This window comes from Dapis purpurea BLCC-M126, from assembly GCF_050015975.1.
GTDB lineage: Bacteria > Cyanobacteriota > Cyanobacteriia > Cyanobacteriales > Microcoleaceae > Trichodesmium.
Genome location: NZ_JBNHER010000159.1, coordinates 1 through 22,354, shown reverse-complemented (window position 1 = coordinate 22,354; position 22,354 = coordinate 1). Strand labels below are relative to the sequence as shown.

Annotated in this window: 16 protein-coding genes and 1 pseudogene; 7 read left to right on the top strand and 10 right to left on the bottom strand. The window is 33.2% G+C overall.

All coding sequences use genetic code 11. The annotated features are described in order from the left end of the window. Positions 1-242: 242 nt before the first annotated feature. Positions 243-455 (bottom strand): NblD family protein, encoded by a 213-nt coding sequence (gene nblD, locus ACP6PL_RS14420; protein WP_426545954.1) that lies wholly within the window; start codon positions 453-455, stop codon positions 243-245. 792 nt (positions 456-1,247) lie between these two features. On the opposite strand from nblD, the gene ACP6PL_RS14415 reads away from it, so the two are divergent. The 4 genes from ACP6PL_RS14415 to ACP6PL_RS14400 all read left to right on the top strand — a co-directional run bounded on the left by ACP6PL_RS14415 (position 1,248) and on the right by ACP6PL_RS14400 (position 3,610). After that, positions 1,248-1,511 (top strand): DNA cytosine methyltransferase, encoded by a 264-nt coding sequence (locus tag ACP6PL_RS14415; RefSeq protein WP_426545953.1) that lies wholly within the window; start codon positions 1,248-1,250, stop codon positions 1,509-1,511. 104 nt (positions 1,512-1,615) lie between these two features. Further along, a complete protein-coding gene (locus tag ACP6PL_RS14410) occupies positions 1,616-2,317 on the top strand; it encodes a DNA cytosine methyltransferase (protein WP_426545952.1) in 702 nt (233 codons plus the stop codon). 81 nt (positions 2,318-2,398) lie between these two features. Continuing rightward, a complete protein-coding gene (locus ACP6PL_RS14405) occupies positions 2,399-3,415 on the top strand; it encodes a BsuBI/PstI family type II restriction endonuclease (protein WP_426545951.1) in 1,017 nt (338 codons plus the stop codon). Between the two features lie 6 nt (positions 3,416-3,421). Next, the gene (locus tag ACP6PL_RS14400) at positions 3,422-3,610 is read left to right on the top strand and encodes a hypothetical protein (RefSeq protein WP_426545950.1); all 189 of its coding nucleotides are present in this window, start codon (positions 3,422-3,424) and stop codon (positions 3,608-3,610) included. A 763-nt stretch (positions 3,611-4,373) separates the two neighbouring features. Here ACP6PL_RS14400 and uvrA read toward each other — a convergent pair. After that, the gene (uvrA, locus tag ACP6PL_RS14395; RefSeq protein ID WP_426545949.1) at positions 4,374-7,352 is read right to left on the bottom strand and encodes an excinuclease ABC subunit UvrA; all 2,979 of its coding nucleotides are present in this window, start codon (positions 7,350-7,352) and stop codon (positions 4,374-4,376) included. Positions 7,353-7,813: 461 nt separating this feature from the next. On the opposite strand from uvrA, the gene ACP6PL_RS14390 reads away from it, so the two are divergent. Next, positions 7,814-8,059, top strand: a complete 246-nt coding sequence (locus tag ACP6PL_RS14390; RefSeq protein WP_426545948.1) for a hypothetical protein — start codon at positions 7,814-7,816, stop codon at positions 8,057-8,059. 585 nt (positions 8,060-8,644) lie between these two features. Here the strand turns inward: ACP6PL_RS14390 and ACP6PL_RS14385 are convergent. The 6 genes from ACP6PL_RS14385 to ACP6PL_RS14360 all read right to left on the bottom strand — a co-directional run bounded on the left by ACP6PL_RS14385 (position 8,645) and on the right by ACP6PL_RS14360 (position 16,498). After that, complete coding sequence (locus ACP6PL_RS14385) at positions 8,645-10,447, bottom strand: pentapeptide repeat-containing protein (RefSeq protein WP_426545959.1); 1,803 nt, start codon at positions 10,445-10,447, stop codon at positions 8,645-8,647. A 33-nt stretch (positions 10,448-10,480) separates the two neighbouring features. Continuing rightward, positions 10,481-10,759, bottom strand: a complete 279-nt coding sequence (locus ACP6PL_RS14380; protein ID WP_426545947.1) for a hypothetical protein — start codon at positions 10,757-10,759, stop codon at positions 10,481-10,483. 912 nt (positions 10,760-11,671) lie between these two features. Beyond that, the gene (locus ACP6PL_RS14375; RefSeq protein WP_426545946.1) at positions 11,672-12,445 is read right to left on the bottom strand and encodes a superoxide dismutase; all 774 of its coding nucleotides are present in this window, start codon (positions 12,443-12,445) and stop codon (positions 11,672-11,674) included. Between the two features lie 830 nt (positions 12,446-13,275). Further along, positions 13,276-13,923 (bottom strand): tellurite resistance TerB family protein, encoded by a 648-nt coding sequence (locus tag ACP6PL_RS14370; RefSeq protein ID WP_426545945.1) that lies wholly within the window; start codon positions 13,921-13,923, stop codon positions 13,276-13,278. A gap of 870 nt (positions 13,924-14,793) precedes the next feature. After that, positions 14,794-15,975, bottom strand: coding sequence for an aldo/keto reductase (locus ACP6PL_RS14365; protein WP_426545944.1), 1,182 nt, complete (start codon positions 15,973-15,975; stop codon positions 14,794-14,796). A gap of 4 nt (positions 15,976-15,979) precedes the next feature. Next, entirely contained in the window at positions 15,980-16,498 is a 519-nt protein-coding gene (locus ACP6PL_RS14360; RefSeq protein ID WP_426545943.1) for an AP2/ERF family transcription factor, read from the bottom strand. A 1,583-nt stretch (positions 16,499-18,081) separates the two neighbouring features. On the opposite strand from ACP6PL_RS14360, the gene ACP6PL_RS14355 reads away from it, so the two are divergent. Next, entirely contained in the window at positions 18,082-18,729 is a 648-nt protein-coding gene (locus ACP6PL_RS14355; RefSeq protein WP_426545942.1) for a hypothetical protein, read from the top strand. 1,109 nt (positions 18,730-19,838) lie between these two features. Here ACP6PL_RS14355 and ACP6PL_RS14350 read toward each other — a convergent pair. Together ACP6PL_RS14350 and ACP6PL_RS14345 are read right to left on the bottom strand one after the other, a co-directional pair. Continuing rightward, positions 19,839-20,123, bottom strand: coding sequence for a hypothetical protein (locus tag ACP6PL_RS14350; RefSeq protein ID WP_426545941.1), 285 nt, complete (start codon positions 20,121-20,123; stop codon positions 19,839-19,841). An 832-nt stretch (positions 20,124-20,955) separates the two neighbouring features. Continuing rightward, a complete protein-coding gene (locus ACP6PL_RS14345) occupies positions 20,956-21,162 on the bottom strand; it encodes a hypothetical protein (protein WP_426545940.1) in 207 nt (68 codons plus the stop codon). 960 nt (positions 21,163-22,122) lie between these two features. On the opposite strand from ACP6PL_RS14345, the pseudogene ACP6PL_RS14340 reads away from it, so the two are divergent. Next, positions 22,123-22,354, top strand: a pseudogene (locus ACP6PL_RS14340) (ABC transporter ATP-binding protein); the annotation flags it as partial.

Below are 22,354 nucleotides of genomic sequence, written 5' to 3'. Positions count from 1 at the left end.
CCATTTCATATCATAACCAAACTTATACAACAAAAATCCAAAATACTACTACTTTTTCACATCTTTATATGAAACTCAGAAGTAAAAAACAAAAAGTCAAAGCTTGCTGAAACCTCTAAAAAACTAAGGGCTTTGTCAATAATATACTTGCTCCCTGCTATGGATATGTTAAAATTATCAATTCTGCTCGTTTGACATATTTCCCAAGAACCAAAGTAGCTAGAAGTAAATATAAAATGATACTAGGAAATATCAGGGTTATAGTAATCTTCGGGTTTCACATTTCCAACTGCATCTGGTTCTTGATTTATACAACCATCTTTCTGGACATATTGGCAGACACGAGCCCATAGCTTGGCTCTAGTCGCAGGTGGTCCAGAATAAAATAATACCTTATCTCCACCCACAATTTTGACTTGACACACTGGGCAAATCTCTTGGTGATTTTCTGACATCGTAATTATTTATTGTTTAAGGCTGAATGAACTTCTAAGTATATAGCCTTTTTTCCTAAATTTTGCAAATCTTGTCTAAGCACAAATTTGAGATTTTAAGGAGGCACATTTTACGTTGTTTAAAGAAATCTCAAATTTTCAGTTATTTATTAGTCTAGCTATCAAAGAAGTTGTTGGACATAAAAATATAACAATCTAGAATATAATCATTTTAATCAGTAGTCATACCAATTTTATACAATCTTGCTAGGTAGTAGCTAGTATGTGTTAGGAGTAGCGAAAATATCTTGATAGTTTGGTAAAGGATTTTAGTGTAACTATCTATAGCATGAATTTGGTATTAGGTATAAAATTATAGTTTTTCTGGAAAACTTTATACTGGGAATAATAAACAGAAAATAAGAAAAATAATTGTATCTCACAAATATTGAGAAACGCTATAAAGTTATTTAGTTATTTTTTATAAAGATTCTGATGTTTTTCTGTAGATATTAGCTACATAATTTGTGAGTATTTTGCTAAACAAATAATATAAAATATGATAATATATAGTAGAATTTTAGCAAAATCAAAAAATATATTAAACCTATCAAATTATCAATTGTAAGTTAACTTTTAACTATTTCAACTCCAAATTTTCTCAAATTTCTAAACCTTCACTATATTTTTAAAATTGGTAGTGTGCAGATTGTGGTTGGTTTTAATTCCCCACTACTATACTTGATAACTGTTAACTGTTTCAATGTTCCTTTTCTATATTGCCTTTTCTTTAATAAAATGTAAATTCCATACATGAACTATATAGACAAAATCAATAATTTACTTGAACCAGCTATTTTTGCCGATCATTTAGTTATCGATTTATTTGCCGGATGTGGTGGTTTATCTCTAGGTTTTGAAGCACAAGGTTTTGCCACTCATGGTTTTCAAATAGATGTTGATTGTTGTGCAACTTATAATAAAAATTTAAAAGGTAATTGTACTCAAATTACTCTGACTTCAGAAACAGAATTACCGAAATATTGTGCTTTAAAGCCTCCCCTTTTAAGGGGATAATAAATAAAAATTTTTCTGTTCGTTAATCCTCTTTTTTTCAAGGAGAGGTAATTCTAAATTCTAAATTCTTAATTCTTAATTATTGAACTCCTGGAAAGGTAATAATGGGCAGTCTTCCTTGTCAACTTTTTAGTGTTGGTGGAAAGCAAAAAGGTTTACAAGATTCGCGAGATGGTTTTCCTATTTTTATTAATGTAGTGGCAAGATTAAAACCTGAAATTTGTTTATTTGAAAATATACGAGGCTGGCTTTATCGGAATAAATGGTATTTGGATGAAATTACTCAGGCGCCTCAATCTTTGGGTTATATTATTGAGGTGAAATTGTTGAATGCTGTTGATTTTGGTGTGCCTCAAAATCGTCAACGAGTTATAGTTGTTGGGCATAAAGGTAACTTTAAATTTCCTCAAGTTTTAGAGCAAAAAGTAACTGTTAGAGAAGCATTAGGACAAATGGCATTCCATGCGCCTCCGGAGTCAAAATTTCTCACTTCAAGCATGGATAAATATGTGGAAAAATATGAAAAAGCTTCTAGTTGTAAACAACCCCGTGACTTGTATTTAGACAAACCTGCTAGAACTTTAACTTGTCGAAATATTTCAGCTCCTACAGGCGATATGCACCGAATAAAATTGCCGGATGGGAGAAGAAGACGTTTATTATTAAGGGAGGCGGCAAGATTACAAAGTTTTCCGGACTTGTTTGAATTTGTAGGAAAGAAAACCAGTTGTTTTAATCAGATTGGAAATGCAGTTCCTCCTTTATTTACTTTTCATTTAGCAGGGAATATTAGGAGTTATTTATAATCTGGGAAAAGATTCTCATCAAAGGAAATTTCACAAAAAATTATCCCTGTACAATTATCTTTACCTTTTTAAGAGATAAAAATGCCTGAAATTCCCAAATATATTACTAAGTCAGATAAACCTAAACAACTGCAAAAGTTAATTAATGAAGCCTTGTATATTATTTCTAAACTGGGTGTACCTATTGAAGGAATGACTCAAAGACGATTGGAAAGAATGGCAATGGCTTTTTTAGCTGTAGCTAATGTTAAAAAAAATAATGAATGGGAAAAAATTGATAATTCTCATGCTTTAAGAACTAGAGAAATTATTAGGTACTGGAATAATTATTTTGATGAACAAATATCTGAAAGTTCTTATGATGATATTCGCCGGAAAGATTTAAAATTAATTGTTCTTACAGGAATTATTATTCCCAGTGCTGCTAATCCAAATTCTGCTAGAAATGATGGTACAAGGTCTTTTGCTTTAAATCCTAATTTTGCTAACTTAATTAAAAATTTTGGTTCAGATAACTGGAAAGAAGAAGTAGAGATTTTTTTATCTAACCAAGTCACCCTAGAAGAACAACTTTCTAGTCAACGAGAAATAAGTTTAATTCCTGTCAACTTTCCTTCTGGTAAAGTCTTGAATTTTAGCCCTGGCAAACATAATGAATTACAGAAAGCAATTATTGAAAGTTTTTTACCTAGATATGGTTATGGTGCAGAAGTCTTATATCTCGGCGATACGGCTAAGAAGTTTTTACATTTAGAAAAAACTAAACTTAGAGAACTAAATTTTTTTGATTTATCTGATGGTGAATTACCGGACATAGTAGCTGATTCAGAGCAGAAAAATTGGCTTTATTTGATAGAAGCTGTTCATATTTCAGGTGTAATTTCTAATGTACGTTTATTAGAACTGAAAAAACTCACAGAAAAATGTAAGGCTGACATAATTTTTGTCACAGCTTTTCTAGACCATCATACTTTTCGCAAGTTTGCTGCTGATATTGCTTGGGAAACAGAAGTTTGGATTGCTGATACACCAGACCATATAATTCATTTTGATGGTGAAAAATTTTTAGGTCCTTATTCTCAAATAACTGATACTTGAAAGAAAATGATGAATGAAATTAACTGGCAATTATTCTGGATATTAATGATTTTACATTGTATTATTGGTACTGCTGCTGCTTTTGTGGCAAAAAGCAGAGGTAGGAATTTTAATGTTTGGTTGGGTTGGGGTTTATTGGGAGGTACTGTTGCTTTAATAACAGCATTTTTGCTACCTGCTAAAAATCTAGATTGAAAAGGAAATTAATTAGTTGGTAATTAGAAGAATTTATCTAGATATTGATAGCAAGGAAAGTTGAAATATATTAGTATTGGCTTTCCTATAAAAATTTGTTTTCTTTGGAATAAATTTAATATTTTTAGAGATGGAGTCAGTGGGAGAAACTAGAAAGCAATTTGCTCAGGTAACTATATAAAGGCCAAGAATTTAGTTGAATAAAAAGTCATGCGTATATACGAATAAGTCTAGGTAGCCTTGATCATATCACAATTTTTGTGGAGATGCAACCGAAAATCCTTTGACGCGCGATTTTTTTTGACTTAAGAGAATGAAAATGTTTGTGGTTTTCCACTGAGGACAACTAGCAAAAATGTCGAAGGGAGACAAGAGGCGATCGCTCCACTTCAGAAAATATCTACTTGCCTCTAGCTAAAAGCAGATATTTGAGAAAAGTCTCTGACAAATTTTCGACTATCTATATATAGAAGTGAAATTTTCACCTGTGAGGAAAACTGGCAAAAAGTTGAAGGGAGGCAAGAGGTGCTTCCTCCACCTCAGAAAATATGTACTTCTCTCTAGCCAAACCAGATATCCTGGAAAAGTCTCTGACAAATTTTCGACTATCTATATATAGAAGTGAAATTTTCACCTGTGAAGGAAAACTGGCAAAAAGTTGAAGGAAGGCAAGAGGTGCTTCCTCCACTTCAGAAAATATCTACTTGCCTCTAGACAGAAATGTGAAAATTACTGACTGAAAAAACCCATACTTCAATAAATCTCAATTTTCGTCAACTTTCAGTGAATACTTTTCCAATACTTCCCGCAAATATTTCCCAGTATAAGACTCAAAGTTCTCTGCTACTTCTTCCGGTGTTCCACAAACAATAATTTCTCCTCCTTTGTCTCCTCCTTCCGGACCTAAATCTATTACCCAGTCGGCACAACGAATTACATCTAAATTATGCTCAATTACTAGAATGGAATTTCCTTTATCTACTAATCTTTGCAAAACATTTAATAACTGATGAACGTCATAAAATGATAAACCTGTTGTTGGTTCATCTATTAAATAAATAGTTTTTCCCGTTGCTCGTTTAGATAACTCGGAAGCTAATTTTACTCTTTGTGCTTCTCCGCCAGAAAGTGTCGGTGCGGATTGACCTAATTTGATATAACCTAAGCCTACATCTACTAAAGTTTGTAATCTATTGGCTGCTCTGGGAATATTTTTAAATACTTCTAAACTTTCCTCTACAGTCATATTTAAAACATCAGCAATTGACCGATCTTTATATTTTACCTGCAAAGTTTCTCTACTATATCTTGCACCTTTACAAACTTCGCATTGCACATAAACATCTGGCAGAAAGTTCATTTCTATTACATTTACACCTTGTCCGCTACAAGCTTCACATCTACCGCCTTTGACATTAAAAGAAAATTGCCCTGGTTTATAACCTCTGGCTTTTGCTTCTATGGTTTCGGCAAATATTCCTCTAATTACATCAAATACTCCTGTATAAGTTGCTGGATTTGAACGGGGTGTTCTGCCTATAGGTGATTGGTCGATTACGATTACTTTGTCTATTGCTTTTAATCCTTTGATTTTTTCTAAGTCTTTGGGAAAGGGAACGTTACGACTGAGATTATTTTGCAAAGCTGGATAAAGTAATTCGTTCATTAAGGTAGATTTTCCTGAACCGGAAACGCCAGTAATACAGACAAGTTTTCCTAAAGGAATTTCTATATCTATATTTTTGAGATTGTTTCGATGACAATTTTTTAGTAGTAGAGATTTGCCGTTTCCTGTTCTTCTTTCTGATGGGGTGGCAATAATTTTTTTGCCGGATAAGTAAGCACCTGTTAGTGATTCTTTTGTTGCTAATAATTTCTGGAAATTTCCCTGAGAAATTATTCGCCCGCCATGTACTCCTGCTCCGGAACCTATATCAATAATATGGTCGGCAGTTCTAATAGTTTCTTCGTCATGTTCTACAACTATTAATGTATTTCCTAAGTCGCGAAGTTTGGTTAAAGTTTGCAAGAGGCGATTGTTATCTCTCTGATGTAAACCAATACTTGGTTCGTCTAAAACGTAGAGAACTCCTGTTAAACCAGAACCAATTTGTGTTGCTAATCTAATTCTTTGCGCTTCTCCTCCAGAAAGTGTCATTGTTGCTCGGTCTAATGTTAGATAATCTAAGCCAACATCCAAAAGAAAATTTAGTCTGGCTCGAATTTCTCTCAATACTAATTCTGCTATTTTTGCCTGGCGATCGCTTAGTTTTAAGTTATTGATTTTTTCTAGACATTCTCGAATGGAAACTTCTGTAAAGTCGGTAATTTTATATTGCCCGACTTCTACGGCAAGTGCTTCTGGTTTTAGTCTTTTTCCTTGGCAAGTTTCGCAGGTTTGATTGACTAAGTATTGTTCTAATTTTTGTTTGATTAAATCTGAACCTGTTTCCTGATATTGTTTTGTCAAAGTGGGGATAACTCCAGGGTAGTAACGATAATCTCCTTCTCCATCTTTGGTTTCCATCCAGATAGGTTCGTCGCTACCTTCAAGCACCAACTTTTGTTCTTTCTTGCTCAATTTATTCCAGGGAGTTTCTATCTCAAAGTCATAAGCTTCAGCCAAACTATACAGCAGAGAAAAATAATAGGGATTTTCCTTATTCGACCAAGGAGCGATCGCTGAATATAAGGGTGCATTGGGGTCGGGTACTATTAATTCTGGGGAAAATTGTTTGAGACTACCCAAGCCGTGACAGGTCGGACAGGCACCGTAGGGGGAGTTGAAAGAAAAGAGTCGGGGTGACAATTCTTCCATCACTGCTCCATGTTCCGGACAGGCAAAATTTTCCGAAAATACTATTTGAGTCTGAGAATTTTCCATTTCTGCTTCTAGTTCCTGACTGGAATTAGCTGAATTATTGTCAGATTTAGAATTAGCTGAAGTTGCTATTTTTGCCGGAGTTAGGTTATACTTATTTTTTGTAGGCACTGCCCCTATCTTTGCCGATGTGTCATTTAATACGTTGATTAAAGCAATTCCAGTAGATTGACGTAGACAAGTATTTAGAGAATCTGCTAAACGTTCTTCTATACCTGGCTTTTTAATCAGTCTGTCAATAACAATTTCTATAGTATGTGTACGATTTTTATCTAATTTGATGTTTTCAGCAATTTCTACGACCTCTCCATCAACCCTCAAACGAACAAATCCTTGAGCAGCTAAACTAGATAAAAGTTTCTGATGAGTCCCCTTTTTGCCTCGAACCACGGGAGCTAGGATATGAAATTTCGTGCGGTCTGGAAGAGCCATAATTCTGTCGCACATTTCATCAATGGTTTGAGGAGCAATATTATGGTGGCAAATTGGGCAATGGGGTTCTCCGGCTCTACCAAATAGTAATCTTAGATAGTCGTAAATTTCTGTGACGGTGCCGACCGTCGAGCGGGGATTATGGGATGTGGATTTTTGGTCGATGGATATGGCGGGGCTTAATCCTTCGATGGAGTCTACGTCTGGTTTGTCGAGTTGTCCGAGAAATTGTCGGGCATAAGCGCTGAGGGATTCGACGTAGCGACGTTGCCCTTCGGCAAATATTGTGTCGAAGGCAAGGGAGGATTTGCCGGAGCCAGAAACTCCTGTGAAGACTATGAGGCGATCGCGTGGGAGTTCTAGGTCGATGTTTTTGAGGTTATGTTGTCTGGCGCCTCGGATGCGGATGGTATTTTCAGGATTGGTCATTTTAGTTATCAGTTATCAATTAATTTGTTGGTCGTGGAAATTTTGTTTGGCAGTGGCAGTAGTAAGTGATTGTAGCGTTAGGCTTGGGATTATCTGGTTCTTCTCGAGAGTAATAAAATATCTTTTTGTGGTGATCGCTCCTCACGTTCCTAAAAATTAACTAATTTTCTGACTTCTCAAAAATTATAGATAACTGCTAAATTTTTTCCCACTATCAAATCTTTCCATCTATTCCTCCCCAAAGAAAAATTACTAACTTTTTCCTTCTCTGAGGCGCCTAAGAAAATTCGGTGCGTCGAAGGATTTTCAGAAATTTTTTCTAGGAGCAATGGCAGAAATATTTTCATTCTGTGAAGCACTCATAAAGATAGGTTGGTTTTTCTCAAAATATTTCCATCCTTACTCTCCCCAACGAAAAATTACCAACATTGTCATTCTCTCAAGCTTCGGAAAAATTCGGCATGTCGAAGGATTTTCCAGAATTTTCCCAGAAGCAATGGCAGAGAAATTTTTATCTTGCGAAGCACCCTAAAGATAGGCTGGTTTTTCTCAAAATATTTCCATCCATTCCTCCTAGCGTGAAAAATTATCAACATTGTCATTCTCTGAGAGCTACCGAAAAATTCGGCGCACCGAAGGATGTTCAGAAATTTTTTCCAGAAACAATCGCAGAGAAATTTTCATTTTCTGAAGCACTCCAAAGATAGGTTTGTGTTTCCTAAAATATTTCCATCCATTTCTCCTAGCGTGAAAAATTACCAATATTGTCATTCTCTGAGGCGCTGAGAAAATTCGGCGCGCCAGAGGATGTTCAGAAATTTTTCCCAGGAGCAATGGCACAGATCTTTTCATCTTGTGAAGTACCCAGAGAGATGTGCTGATTTTCCCAGAATCTTTACCTTCCCTTTCTCGGCAGTGAAAAATTACCAAGATTTTTATTGTCTCAAGCTTCGGAAAAATTCGGCGTGTCGAAGGATTTTCCAGAATTTTCCTATAAGCAATGGCAGAAAAGTTTTCATCTTGTGAAGCACCCAGAGAGATATGCTGGTTTTCCCAGAATCTTTCCTTCCCTTTCTCGGCAGTGAAAAATTACCAATCTTTTCATTTTCTGAAGGTACTAAAAAAATTTTCCACCTCAAAGAATTTTCAGGAATCTCCCCTAGGAGCAATGCCAGAGATATTTTCATTTCCTAGAGCTAGCTGAAAAAAATCTCCCATCAAAGGATTTTCAGTTGCATCCTGAAAGAAGACGAGAGAGTAGAACTAATCCGAGGAGAAAATCTCAAACCTGTTTATTTATCTATTTTGCCATTATATATACTGCCATCCGGCATAGTTGCACCTTCTAAATTTGCTCCTGTAAAGTCAGCACCTTTAATATTTGCTCCAGTAAGGTTGGCATTTTTGAGATTAGCATTTTTAAGATTAGCATTTTCTAGGTTGGCATTTTTTAGGTATGCAAGTTCTAACCAGGTATTTTCTAAATTTGCTTCCTTAAAATTTGTATTTTCTAAGTAAGAACCTGGTAACTTAGCTTTCCTGAGATTAGCTCCCTGCAAGTTAGCATCTTGTAGTCTAGAAAATATTAACTCGGCAGTTTCTAAATTGGCATTTTCTAAATTAACCTGCTGTAAATGAGGAAACTTGTCTTCGGGATTGCTTAGAGAATGATCTAAATAGACGTACTGACTTCTACCTAGTTTAGCACCCTTGAGATTAGCATTTTTTAAGTTTGCACCAACTAATGTGCTATCTGTAAGATTAGTGTTTTCTAGGTTAGCTCCTTCTAAGTCAAGATTTTCTAAATTTCCCAGTAGAAAAGCATCAGATAAATCAGCATTTTTCAGATTCAATCCCTCAGATTTTCCATTAACAATTTTCCAAACTAAACGCCATTTAGGATTTAATATAGTTTTCTCATTAATTGAAGTACCTCGGAGGTTAGTCAGTTTTAAATTTGCATTTTTGAGATTAGTATCTTTTAGGTTAGCATTTACTAAGAATGCTCCCTGCAAATTAGCATTTTCAAGATTGGTATTTTCTAGATTTGCACCTATCAAATCACAGTTTATACATTCTTCTTTAATCTGAAGTTGCTTTATATTTAAAGGCACATCTTCTTTGCATGGATAATTAGCATAATCATCGTTTGGAGAAAAAAAGTATGGACATGAACCTACATACCAAAGCACTTCATCAGACTTCGACATTTCGGACACTTTGAGACCTAGATTATTTTCGAGAGTTCGATCTACTGAATCATTATTTTTATTTGTTATTGATGAAGTACTATTTACTGTAATTTCTTTTTTTTCTACAACTTTCTTGGGAGAAATAATAAGTAATCCTATAGTAAAAATAGTGCAAATAGCGACTAAAGTTCCGAAAGTAGCAGTAATGTTTTTATTCTTTTTAATTTCTCCTCTAGGACTAGCAAATATTGCCCCATTCTCTACAAAACCAACAAAATTTTTATTAACCCTAACCTCATCTTCCGGAAAAGCAAATATTTCCTCACCTCCAACAACAGGAATTTCCCTATCAACAAATTTTTGATCAATCTTAACTTCATTCTTCTCAAAAGAAAAAACTTCCCCATCTCCGAAAACAGGAACTCCCTTTAATTCCCGCAAAGCCAAAACAGCATTTTCATAACGCCTTTTCGGATGAAGTTCCACCATTTTTGTCAGCCACTTCGCAAAACTTAAATGTAAATTAGGAACCAGATATTGAAACTTAAACCGATAATCTTCATCCAATAACCTATCAACTTCCACACTCTTAGTTCCTGTCAATAAACATATTAAAGTCGCCCCCAAACTATATAAATCAGAAGCATTACTCAAAGGTCGATTAAACATTTCCTCCGGAGGCATAAATCCTGGAGTTCCTGCTGCAATACTACTCAAAGATAACTCCCCACCTCGCAATCTTGCTAAACCAAAATCTACCAAATAAACCTGCAAATTTTCATCCACTAAAATATTCTCTGGTTTAATATCCCGATGAATTATTGGCGGTTGAAAATTTTGCAAATATACCAAAATTTCCAAAACTGAAATAGCAATTTGTTTCACCTCTTCAGGAGTAAAAATATGTCTTTCTGCTAAAGATGGAGCCTGAATATATTATGTTACTAAACAAAATCCATACTCAGTTTCAAAAGAGTCTAAGTAACAAGGAATCTGAGAATGTTTTAATTGTTTGAGTGCCGAAATTTCTCGTTGATAAGCTTTAAAAGCAGACCAACTCCCATCAGCAATAGCAAATCTAAATTCCTTAATTACAACCTGTCGATTTGCAGTGAGAGATTTCGCTAAATATGTAATTCGCCCACCTTGTAAATTACGCCCTAGTTCTTTGCTAATTTGATAACCGTAGTTGGTAAAATCTGGATATTTTTTCATGCTAGGAAATTTTTATAGCTAGACTAACTTTAAGTAAGTATTCTGAAGTTTGGATGTTTTTTGCCTTTCTTATAATTATACAGTCAATATTTTATAGCTGATGTAGATCGAGCTACTATAACTACTTAATCCAACCTTAGATTTCCTGAAGTAATTAGAGGATAAATTAAATTAATAAATGACTATTTTTTCTGGTGATTGCTCCTACCCTCAAAAATTCTAATTTCTCAAAATTCAATAGTTTTCTCATCCATCAATAATCTAGATAACAATCTAGATAACCAGCAAATTTTTTCCCTCATCAAATCTTTCCATCCATTCCTCCTAAATAGAAAACTACGAACATTTTCATTTTCTAAGGCTCCTGAAAAATTTGCGCATCGAAGGATTTTCGGTTGCATTCCCACAAAAATTCTGATATAGTAAAAATTGTATGGTTTCGTTTGCCTGTGCGCATGACTTTTTATTCAACTTAACTTTTATTCAGGAATTTTCCCTAGAGAGAATCATAAATCTTTTCATTCTCTGAAACTTCCATAAACATATACACTAGATTTTCTCAAGGTTTGCGCCAAATATTCCCCGAAAATATCCCTGCTCGTCGCCGAAAATTTCAATTCTCCAAAATTAACTAATTTTTCCAACCATCAATAATCTAGATAACCAGCAAATTTTTTCCCTCATCAAATCTTTCCATCCATCCCTGCTAAATAGAAAACCAGGAACATTGTCATTTTATAAAGCTCCTGAAAAATTTGCGCATCGAAGGATTTTCGGTTGCATCCTCATAAAAATTCTGATATCATAAACAGCAGTGGCTCCTATTCGCCTATACACATGAACTTTTATTCAACATTGCTAGTAAAAACAAAGTTGAAACTAATTCAACTAAAAACTGATAACTGATAATTGTTAAGTGATCACTGTTAATGCCTCCTCATACCTGCGATTAACTTCCGGCCAATTAACAACATTCCACCAAGCCTTCAGATAATCAGCGCGACGATTTTGATAATTCAAATAATAAGCGTGTTCCCAGACGTCGTTACCCATAATTGGAAAATCCCCAGTCAAAAAAGGACTATCTTGATTAGCAGTAGTAATAACCTTTAATTTTCCATTTTGACCCAAAACCAACCAAACCCAACCACTACCAAAACGACTACCACCAGCAGCATTAAACCTTTCCTTAAAACTATCAAAATTACCAAAACTTTCATCAATAGCAGCAGCTATTTTTCCTTGAGGTTCACCCCCACCATTAGGAGTCATAATTTCCCAAAACATTTTATGATCAACATAACCACCGCCATTATTTTTTACAACAGTACGAATATCCTCCGGTAAAGTATTCAAACCACGCAATAAATCCTCAGCACTCTTATCCTTAAGTTCAGGATACTTAGCGATCGCCCCATTCAAGTTTTTAATATAAGCAGCATAATGTTTACCATGATGAAACTGCATAGTTTCCTTATCAATATAAGGTTCCAATGCGTCATATTCATAAGGCAAAGGTGTTAGTTGAAATTCCCCCGAACTTTCAGCTAGTTTAGTATCATTTGGTGAACTAGATGGAGTTACTGAAGAAGAAGAATTATCTTCGGATATTTGACAAGCCTTTAGAGTCATACCCCCTAAAGTTGTACTTACTAATATTAAAAAATTACGGCGATTAATATTCATTATTAGTTACAAAAAAACAGTAGTTTAGATAGAGAAAATCCTATTATGAATTACAGCGGATTAAGCCTGAGTTAGGTACACCTCTCAGAGGCAAAATTCCTTTTCTACAAGGGTTTTATATTTAATATTTTTACCTCGTATACCTGGAAATTGATGTAATACCAATTTGATAAATGTTTGCTACAAATAGCTAGGGAACTTTTTAGGAGTCAGGAGTCAGGAGTCGTATGGGAATAGCTTATATATCATTTTTTAACTGGGAAATCATATTTTTTGTCAAAGGTAAATCTCCTGTAAAATATTTTTATTGCCCTTACTATTCGTAACATTTTTTTTTCAAATTGGTATAAGTATAAAGTTGAACATATCAAAATTAATCTCAAATTTATTTAATCAAGTAAATTTATAATTATTTTTAGTAATTGCTGTACTCTACTTTCATAAGTAGCATACTGCAAAATTTAATGCTGCTAAATCTGTAATAGTTTGGTTTCAAATATCTATGAAAAAAATATCTTTGTAGATTCCATGAATACTAAATATCAAAATTATTACTTAATTAGCCAAGTCATTTACTCCTTACTTCTTCATAAGTTATTAGTTAATTGTGAACTGTTTCAAAGCTTTTGTTTAAGAAATAATCCAAAAGATACTTGTAGTAAAATCACAGGAAAAACTATTAAAATATTTCCACTCCTCCTGACTCCTATCAACAAAAACTTTGTAGCAATATTTTTAAAATATGTAGCGTGCAGAATTTAGCTAGTTTGAATCTACCACTGCTATATCTAGATAACTGTTAATTGTTTCAAAATCATTCTCCGTTACTTTTAGAACATCCATGGTGGTGCTTCCTCCAATTCCATTTCTATTTGATTCTCATCTCCAGTTTCATCAATATTAAGTATTACTAACTCATTTTTTGGAGTCCTAATCTTAATATTTAATGACCTTAAGCCTGTGGTAGTATCAATATACCCTTCATATTTTGAACCAGTAGGTAACTTTGATAAAACTTCGTCAATTTTTTCAATTAATCTTCCAGAATTATGATAATACTTTGTGGCATCTGCAAATATTTTATCTACCTTTTCTTGACTAATTTTTAGAGCTTTAGCTAACCCCATTACAAAACCATCTTCTTCTTCTGTTACTTTATCATCTGCTATTGCTACTTTAACAGCTAAATCAAAAGCAGTTTCGATTTCCTTTTCATCTTGAAGTACCTGTTTAGCTGCACAAAATAATGCTTCATTTTTTTCTTGACGAATTATTTTTAAAACTTTTTGTCTAGCTGCATCTACTTCTTGAGCAGTGAATCCTTTTCTCAGTAAAAAACCCTCAATGATTTCTACTTCATTCATATCAATATCACCATCAACTGCCATTACCATTAAGCCAATAGCAAAAATGGCTTCGTTGGGAGTTAGTTCTTCAGAACATTTGACTTTACTGTTGAAAATATGTTCATAAGACATAGATTTTTTTGCAGTTATGAAATTTGATTTACAATAAGAAGGAGAGATAGTAAACAATATCATATAATACAAATCCTCAAAAGTCTTGCTACTTAGGACATGGAAAAATAACTTTTATTAATAATATTGAGTTACTATATACCGAGTATTTACTCCAACAAATAATATTTATAAATAGAAAATCTAGTTAGAGTGCCAAGTTTATGGTCATTTGTATCAAGTTATTCTGTTGCACATAAGTCATGGATTTAACAGTAATAAAAGTAAGATTTTTCAGATTCACAGATTTGACACTAGAGTATCTTTAGGGGAATTATTTTAAAGCATAGTATTGGTATCTGCAGTCATTCAGTACAGATTCATAACATTGCATTGATGTCAAATATTGCCATACATAATTGATTAAACAGAACTTTCTAATTAGAATATTTTTTTCTGCTAGTTGGATACAAGAGCATTTGATACATCATAGTTTACAGTAAATATCTTAATTTTTTTTACTATAATTTTTCTGTTTTTATTTAGTATAAATACTCTGAATTATATAGGTATATTTTATTTTTATACCATAAAAAGCAGAGAAAAAATGTTTTTACGAATTAATGTTGAACTAATATTTTTTTTTACTCCCTGATACTATGTGAATCCAACTTCTTACCCTTAATGATTGACAATCTATAATATAAACATAAATTTATAGAATTTTTCATAGGTGAGATACTGTATTATCAGTTAAAATTTTGCCTTCAATATCGTAACGTTTTATATCATTAAAGCAATATACGCTACCCGCAAAGCATATATGACTAAGTTTGAGAATTTAGAAACGTCCTAACCTTTGCTTCGGTTGCTATAAAAGCTATTAACAAATTAACTTTGAGACAAACGTTGTACTGGTATTCCTCCTAGTAATTGATGAGCATCTTGGAGAATATCTGTAATTTTATCAGCATGGGGACTATGAGCCAGACATTTGCTCAAATCATATTTTTCTACTTGTTCAGCATTTGCACCAGGAAACCAGTGACTGCCATTACCTAATAATTTATAACGCATTTTACCGTATTCAACCATGTTGTAGGCAATGGCTAGATTTCTTAACCATAAAATTACAGGAATATTGATATTACCTGGAGTATTTTCTGGGGTAGGCAAACCAATATGCCAAGTTTTGAACCAATTTTCTCCTAGTTGGGCGATCGCTTCTTGCTCTAGTCTGATTAATATTGGTCGTAGTATGTCATCTGATTTATCTAAAAATTGTAATGTTTTTAAGTGTTCATCAAAATCTGTTGGTTTTGATGCACCCAAACTCAATGTATGGACTTGGGTATGACTCAAGCAAAATAGATTGTTAAACACCATAGGACTAAGTGGATAGCATAAATCTATTAATTTCTGTGGTGGTTGATACAATTTACCACCCTTATCAGAAGGACTAATAATAAATACTCCCATATCAAAGTCCTTAGCAGCTTCTATTGCCAACCAATTGTTTTGATTAATGTAGTACCAGTGTAGGTTCACATAGTCAAATTGATTTGTTTTGATAGTTTTCATTATCACATCAGTAGGACCATGAGTAGAGAAACCAATAAATCTGACTTTTCCCTCTCTCTGTAATTTTCTAGCTACATCTAAACAACCTCCTGGTCTAATAGAATAGTTTAGTAGTTCTAATGTGTTAATCCCATGTATGCCCAGCAAGTCAATATATTTTAGTTGTAAAAATTCAAGAGACTGCTGAAACTTCCTTTGGAATTCTTGGGAGTCGGCGCTTGGGCTGATTTTTGTTTGGACAATGAGTTTTTCTCGTGGTAGTTTTGATAAAATTTCTCCCAGTTGCATTTCAGATGTGCCATAACCACGAGCAGTTTCTATGTGGTTAATGCCACATTCTAGGGAACGATGAATTGTATTTTCTAAGTTTTGTTGATTATTTGGTGGGATTTGATTTTTGGGAACATCTTGCCATTTATATTGATACCTCATTCCACCACAGGAAAATACTGGCATTAATAATTCTGTTCGCCCGAAGCGTCGATATTCCATTATTTCAATAATCTCTATTAATTTCCAGACAAGGTTCTTCTATTATTTCTACATTTTTTGTAGCAAAATTTGTTCTAGCTAAAGAACCATAATACTTTCTTGCTGCTTCATCGTAAGCAATAGCTGCATCTTTTTCTACTTCAAAACGACCTAAACGTATTTGCTTTTTGTAGACTTTAATTTCTGCTATCCATTTGCGTTTATCTTTACACCAATACACTCCTCGGTATTTAGATGAATGTTTGACACTCGGTCTCCTGTGCATTCGCGCACTTCCTTTAACTAAGCGTAAGTTTTCTCGCTGATTATCTAGTTTATTGTGATTAATATGATAAACAGATACACCCATAGGAGCATCCATAATCACTCTGTGCATATAGATAGTGGTTCTTTTGTCATCTTTTTTTATTGTTCTGGCAGCAAATCCGTCTATCAAATACCATTTATATTTTGATAATTCTTCATAGTCTTGTTCATCGACTATTACTACTTGCCCTCTGGTAATCAAGATTTCTTTAGACATTTTTTCAGCCTTCTGGTTTTATTAATTGATACAAAATAACTAATCTCTTCAAACATTTGAGGCTACTACGCAGTTTTTGAGAATATAATTATTTAACTTTTTCTATTTTAGGGATAGCTAAATTAATTTTTCTGACTGCACCCCAATTGTAATTAATGAATCAATTTTGCTTAATTCATTTACTTCATATTTTTTTGACTGAGAAGTATTAGTAATATTATTTATGTCTTTAACTACCTACTTCCTAGTATTTGAACATTGGTAAATATGGTTTAATTTTTTTTTTTGAATCACCTCCGAAGGGTTAGCTACCTAGAACTCAATCATAATGATAATCTTACTTTAACTTTATTTACCACTTCAGCTCAGATAGATTTAGGTAAATTAGCGGAGTTATCAAACTTTACTTTAACTTTGACAAATATTCTAACTCCTCCATAGAATGAAAAATAAAGATAGTTTCCTAAATTTTTCTAGATAAATCTCCCATAAACAGAAGTTAACACTTATTTATTGTCCATTAGATTATCAAAATATACTTTCAAATACCATAGCACATAGTAAGAGGGTTTAGCCAAGTTACACTTGTTAGTCTGAGCTTAATTAAGCCATTTATCCCCCTTTTTCCCCCACAATCTTGAGTATTAAATTAATACAAAGCTTTTTCAACAAATCAAAAATGTAATTTTTGTGTATCTTAAGTCTTATATTCAGTATAATAATTTTCAAAAAAACGCTACAATTTAGAATTTTAGTATCTTTCTTCAAGTTTAATGTGGGCTCAACTTTGATTTGTAATATTTTCTGGTAAATTGGGATTCACCAAATTGGGAACCAGATGAATAAAAGATTTTAATTTGATCTTAGTATTATTTAATCTATCAGAATCTATATAGAGTTTCTATATTACATAGATTATATTTAATCATTCAGTTGTATTGCCTTTCCTGCGGAACGGACTCCCATTTTTTACAGAATTCTCTGCAAACAGCTTTTCGGTTGTCATAATCCTACACCAAGTAATTAATCATAAAGATTATTCAATAATTGATAATTGATAATGAATAATTGATAATTACCTCTCGCTAAAAGGAAAATGTTTTCTTCTCTTGGTCGATTGGATATGGCGTTTCGGCGCTTGAGCCGACATGAAAAGCGTAGCGGCTCTGCAAGAGCGTGAAACCTCGCCATCTCACCCTTCGGGAAGCTCCGCTAACGACCGCTTGTTTCTCCTTTAAAGGAGAGGCTTTATACCTTAATTATTCGGTAAAGAATGTGAATGAAACTAACTTTTAATTTTATTTCAATATTCAACTTTGATTGTTTCTTCAATAAGAATAAGTTAATGGAGAACCAGCTAATAGCTGATAGCTGTTAGCTCTACATTTCCCTAAAAATGCTTACGAGTAGATAATAATAAATATTGTTCAATAAATAGTTAAAAATATACAAATCCAGGAATAATTGTAGTTGATTCTACGATTGAATAAAAAATATTTTTTGTTGACATCACAAAAAATACAGAATAAAATAATATTATACCTAGATGATTATACAATTTTATGACTACCCTGATTTTGACAATGCTGTGCTATTCAGCAACATCTTATCTTTTTTCCGGTTCAATTTGCTATCTGGTAAATCAATCAGATGTTAAGAAACAGAAAGAAGTAGTTAATACTAAACCAAGTCAAATAAATTTAGGAATTATTTTGTTATGGCCTTTGTGGATTATCAAAGGAATTAGCCAAGAAGAAAAGGTTATAAACTTAAGGGAATTAACTCAAGAAAATCATATAAAAGAGCAGAATAAAACTAAATATTTTCAACAGAGAGACATTGACAAGCCCATAGGAGAGGTTTTACAACAAGCTGGTTTAATGACAGATATTCAAGTAGAAGAAATTTTGCAATATCAAACTGCTAATCGTCATCTTAAATTCGGAGAAATTGCTGTTATGTGGAGAATAATCAAGCAAGAAACAGTAGATTTCTTCGTAGAAATTTTTCCTCAACTAATAACAGATAATAATAAAAAAACAGTTGGTGAATATCTTAAATTAGCAAATTTATTGAATGAAGAACAAATATATTCTATTTTGAGAGAACAGCATCAAACAAATTTACGCTTTGGAGAGGTGGCAGTACAAAAAGGATGGCTACGACAAGAAACAATTGACTTTGTATTGCACTATCTCAAGGGAGAATTTACTCCTGCTGTAGAAAACTAAGTATAGTCTTTCTCAAATTAGTAAAATACACAAGTTTAAGATTTTAAGGGATAGGCAATAGTTCAGGAATTAAGAATTTTCATGTTGGCGAAACGCTGAAGTGTGGAGTTGTGCGCCAGCAAAGTGCGGTTTGCGTTTCGCTGCGGGACATGAAAAGCATTCCAATAGGAAAGTTATCTGCTAGCAAAACGACAGCTTTTTTCCCTTGAAAGGGAAGGTTAAAAAATGATTAATGACTAATTATTCGGTAATAGGGAAAAATATGCCGTAAAATTTTAGTCTAACTATATTACTTTTTTCCACATCTACCTTAGATACTAAAAAAAGTTAATCTAGCAGTATTTTTTTACTGTTAAGTCGTTAAGCAAAATTAATTGTATATTTGGTGCTTAAGTTAAGTAGATAGGCAAAATAATTTTGGCTCTACTTATAAAGTATACAAGTATATTTTTTCCCTTTTACCTACTCCCTACTTCCTACTCTTAAAAAGGTTAAATTAATTTTGCACGGGTACTTATGATCAAAAACTGGAGAAAATAGGTAATATGGAAAAATGTATACTCAAATTTTAGTTCAACTATAATTATATTGCTTCTAAGCAAATCCCCCTTGTATATTAGAAAAAGCAGCTTTGCTTAAGTAAGGTATGAAACTCAAATAATGGTAAATTTTCACCCAATACAATAGTAGAAATTATACCTATTTCTTCCTAAACAAGTTACCAAACAACTCCTTTGTATGGGCGAACTGCCGTTTTGATCCCCAAAATGAAATACCCCTACCCCTACAATTCCTGCTCCTGTGAAATCATACATTTATTCAGCAACGCCTCAAAAGCTAGTATAGCAGTGTTTGATTAACTGAAATATTATAAAAAATTAGATTTATTAATGAAAATTTAAGATTATCAATATCTTTACCACTACTACATTTTTAATTCTTAAGTGAGGGCCACCAATACTCACAGGTAAAGGTGCTTGACCAGCTTTAGCACAATCGCCACTACTATAACTAAAATCATTACTAATTGCCTGAATATCTTGGAGAGTTTTAAATAGGGTTTGCGCTCAAAAGAATGAAAGTGTTTACTGATATTGCTTTGGGCATTTTTAAGTCTGGAAAAAGTGCGCTCGCTTTGAGTTGAAAAGCCTCAAAAAGTTAGTATTAACAGCAAGATTTGGACAGATAAATTGAGGGATAATTCTTCCGACTGGCTTCTCGCTCATTCCTGACTCCTCCTGTCTCCTGTCTCCTGACTCCTGACTCCTAGCCTCACCCATAAGACTTGTGAGCGCAAACCCTAAATATATTTCCTGTTGAAGTAAGTAACAAACAGGTTCAGCAATTTCTCCATTCCGAATCATATAACCTTCTGCTGCAGCAAATGTAAACATTTCGTTTGACTACCAATACTTCATTACCAATGGATAATGGATAATGGATAATTGATAATTGATAATTCATCCCCAAAGGTTTAAAGCAACTCCAGGTACATCAAAAAAGTGGTCGTTTAGCTAATGCACAACGCGCGTTTTGCTAGCGCACAACTTTCCTATCGGAATGCTAGCCCAAATGCACTTCAGCTGTTGCCGACATGAAAAACGCGGAGCCAGAAAAACGCGAAGTCACTTGAATTGCGGAGTGGATATGTAAGAGCGGGTTTCTCTCTGAATGCAGAGCCACTCCGAAGTACACCATATCCAATCTTCCCTCGATCAAAGAAATCTTATTTCTTTAGATTCAATTCCGTTACAGTTTTAACCAGAGGTAATTATTCATTATTCATTACCAGTTAATGGAAGAGGGTGTTATAATCAGAACAAGAACTGATAGTATAGACTCCCTGTTTAATTAAATCTCTTTCTCCACGGGCAATCGCTCTAAATTTCCCATTGATATCTAGGGGTTCCTATGCTATGCAACTGCCGATGGAATTAACGAAATAAGTAATAGTAAAGCTATCTTCATAACTAATATTTGTGGTCTGAATTCAGGGGGGAAAATCTAACAAGAACTTATTATAACCTTCAATTAATTGAAATTGTCGCTTTTATTCTAAGGATATGTCACGGGGATCGCTACCAAGTTTGATTTGTACATAATCTTGGACTGGTGTAATAAGAGCTAAACTAGTTAAGTAGTTTCTTTTACGATTAAATCGGTATGAGAAATTGCTTCTTCAATTCTATTTGTTAGTTCAAAAATACTATTAAAAGTAACGAAATTCTAGCTTCCTTTATAGCAGGTGCGAATGCCTCCTCCTACGGAAAAGTGACGATTAACAACATTTAACTGTTGGCCACGAAATGAAATGGCTGTTGATTCGTTTTGTTTTAGGCGAATTCCTAGATAGTCTACGGGATTGTAGTAATTACGAATTTTGGCTTGTAATTGTTCTATAAGAATATGATTTTTAGTAAATTTTGTAATCATTATCTATTTTTATAGTTAATAAGTTTCTATTAATTGAAATTTAGTATAGGGATTTTACTGAAATTTGTAGCTATTATGTAGTTTCCGAGCTGAGAAAAAGTTGGTGTCAGCTTCAAGCTGATTGATTATTAAGATAGAATCATCTACAAAACAAGTCAAATCTGATTCTAAAATGCCTAAAACTATAATTCTATATTAGGTATAATTGTGGAGTATTTGATGTGTATTATATATATTCTTTCTCATATTAATGAAGTACACATTTTTTTTCTCTTCCTTATGCCCTACAATCAACAAGTATGTCTCTGAGAAATTTGAGAAACACTATAGCAATTAGGAATCAGATGTGATAATTTTACTGCTCCCTAAAAGTCTAAAATATAGTGGTTATGATCTTCATAAGATACAATTTTTTCCTTCTTCTCTGTTGCCTCTTGTCTTTTGGAGCTGTTAGCTAAAATTTTACAATATCTCACAATTTAGATAAAATTCGTATATATAACTTTTTTTCAAGTTATAAATGAAAGATTAGATAATCAATTTTTTACTTTCTTGGCAAATGCAAAAATTATTATAGCCTGGAGTATAAGTCTTAAGATTACAGCACTATGGATTAAAATATTTAACAGCCATCAAACTTTAAAATTTTAGATTTAAGAGTAAATTGTGAATGTTTATAACTATATATTAGCGATTGTGAATACTTATGATTAATTATTACTAATTATAGCAGTTTCCTCTTTAGTAAGGTACAAAGTTTTATCACCTTACTAAAGAGGAAAAAGAGATTATTATTCAACTGTACTTCAGTATCCTCAAGAGTGCTCTAATAAAGTTATTACCAGCTCATATATTCCCTCTTATGTACTTGAAAAAAATTATTTGTGAGATTATTGAGATATTTACATCTCAATAATAATAGAGTATCATCAATAAAAGTGAATTGTTACTGAATAAAAAATGAGTAAACTAGACCGTAAAATTTGGCATGATTTTTTACATATTGCCCAACCATATTTTTACCCTTTAGAACGAGGTGGAAGTAAAGTTTTCTTAGGACTATTATTCCTACTTTTAATATTTTTATTTGCTGCTGTTTTTATAATTGTTAGCTTAGTATGTATAGGTAGTCAAGCAATATTTGGCGAATCATTCAATAGTATTGCGCCTGGTTTAGTCGATACAATTAAAA

Coding starts and splice junctions, on each gene's coding strand:
- ACP6PL_RS14405 (WP_426545951.1), top strand. CDS start 2,399: ATGCCTGAAATTCCCAAATATATTACTAAGTCAGATAAACCTAAACAA.
- ACP6PL_RS14380 (WP_426545947.1), bottom strand. CDS start 10,759: ATGAAAAAATATCCAGATTTTACCAACTACGGTTATCAAATTAGCAAA.
- ACP6PL_RS14400 (WP_426545950.1), top strand. CDS start 3,422: ATGATGAATGAAATTAACTGGCAATTATTCTGGATATTAATGATTTTA.
- ACP6PL_RS14360 (WP_426545943.1), bottom strand. CDS start 16,498: ATGTCTAAAGAAATCTTGATTACCAGAGGGCAAGTAGTAATAGTCGAT.
- ACP6PL_RS14345 (WP_426545940.1), bottom strand. CDS start 21,162: ATGATTACAAAATTTACTAAAAATCATATTCTTATAGAACAATTACAA.
- ACP6PL_RS14415 (WP_426545953.1), top strand. CDS start 1,248: ATGAACTATATAGACAAAATCAATAATTTACTTGAACCAGCTATTTTT.
- ACP6PL_RS14375 (WP_426545946.1), bottom strand. CDS start 12,445: ATGAATATTAATCGCCGTAATTTTTTAATATTAGTAAGTACAACTTTA.
- ACP6PL_RS14410 (WP_426545952.1), top strand. CDS start 1,616: ATGGGCAGTCTTCCTTGTCAACTTTTTAGTGTTGGTGGAAAGCAAAAA.
- ACP6PL_RS14350 (WP_426545941.1), bottom strand. CDS start 20,123: ATGTTTACATTTGCTGCAGCAGAAGGTTATATGATTCGGAATGGAGAA.
- ACP6PL_RS14365 (WP_426545944.1), bottom strand. CDS start 15,975: ATGGAATATCGACGCTTCGGGCGAACAGAATTATTAATGCCAGTATTT.
- ACP6PL_RS14370 (WP_426545945.1), bottom strand. CDS start 13,923: ATGTCTTATGAACATATTTTCAACAGTAAAGTCAAATGTTCTGAAGAA.
- ACP6PL_RS14355 (WP_426545942.1), top strand. CDS start 18,082: ATGCTGTGCTATTCAGCAACATCTTATCTTTTTTCCGGTTCAATTTGC.
- nblD (WP_426545954.1), bottom strand. CDS start 455: ATGTCAGAAAATCACCAAGAGATTTGCCCAGTGTGTCAAGTCAAAATT.
- ACP6PL_RS14390 (WP_426545948.1), top strand. CDS start 7,814: ATGTCGAAGGATTTTCCAGAATTTTCCCAGAAGCAATGGCAGAGAAAT.
- uvrA (WP_426545949.1), bottom strand. CDS start 7,352: ATGACCAATCCTGAAAATACCATCCGCATCCGAGGCGCCAGACAACAT.